This is a genomic window from Acinetobacter sp. UBA2063 (assembly GCF_002333245.1).
GTDB classification, from domain to species: Bacteria; Pseudomonadota; Gammaproteobacteria; order Pseudomonadales; family Moraxellaceae; genus Acinetobacter; species Acinetobacter parvus.
In genome coordinates, this window is the sequence record NZ_DDAH01000143.1 from 9,802 (window position 1) to 10,918 (window position 1,117).

The 1,117-nt window shown below is 37.0% G+C and carries 1 pseudogene; it reads right to left on the bottom strand.

Going from position 1 to position 1,117, the window contains the following annotated elements:
- Nucleotides 1–968 (bottom strand): annotated as a pseudogene (locus B4H32_RS06540) (hypothetical protein); the annotation flags it as partial.
- Nucleotides 969–1,117: the final 149 nt, after the last annotated feature.

Consider the following 1,117-nt stretch of genomic DNA (forward strand, 5'->3'; position numbering starts at 1 on the left):
TCACCCAGACGCGCCAGTAAATCCGCCGCAAAACTGCGCTGTTTGCTCTCACCATTCAACAGAAAATGTTGCAAATATTGCTGACTTTCTGTCTGATTAAGCTGCGACAACAATACGGTTGCCTGTTCACGAACAGTTTTACTTGAACTAAGCGCAAGCATAATTATCAGCTCAGTTTGTTGTTGCAACAAGTCTGAATGTTGAGCAATAAATTCTAAAAAAATCCCCTGTGCTGCGGCAGACAGCTTCGGTAAAATCTCCCGAACCTGTTGGGCATGTTCATTGAAAAATACGACACTATCGGAAAGTTTAAATAAAACGTTAAGCTGATCATGGTGATAATTATTAACCCCATCTCTCTCAAATAAGGTTGCAATAAAACCCTCAATATTATTTTCAGGCTCAGATAAATACAGTTGTTTGAGTACTGCCAGTGTCCAGAGATCACGATGTGACTTTTTCTGGCGATCATCAAAACTTTGATGGTTAAAACTGGTTAATAAACCATCAATCAAAACGTAACCGAACCATACAGGGGTTTGTTTAGACAATTGAGAGTAATTTCGTTGTTGGGTGGCTGCTTCCAGGAATTTGCCATAACGGATAATCTGTTCGCTGCTGAGTTTTGAAAAAATATTGATATATAGTTTATAACGTGCATTTTGGGAGGCTTTGCATAATTTCTCCTGAGATTTGGTCAATTCTGATGAAGGCCAAAACCATCCATATGTGCCAGGACTACCCAACAATGCACAGGCTTTATCGGTTGCCTGTTGTTGTAAGGTCATTAAAACCTCAGGATTTTGTCCATTTACAATATAGTTTAAAACCTGATTCGGCAATGCTGCATCCACCTGTGCCAAAGGTTCAACAATTGTGTTGATTAAAGCCAAGGTTTCTGAATCCAATGAATTTTGCCCTTGTGGGTTGATCAACTGATTCACTTTATTCTTAATACTTTCAAACATTGAATGGCCTCTTATTTTCCCCAATTATTTACTTAATCTTTAATTTTAAAAAATATATATCTGGCTTTTATTAAAGATTCCTAATAACGCTATTCTACTCATCAATTATTATTCTTTATTTAATAAATTTAGGACTTACGCACTGTTAT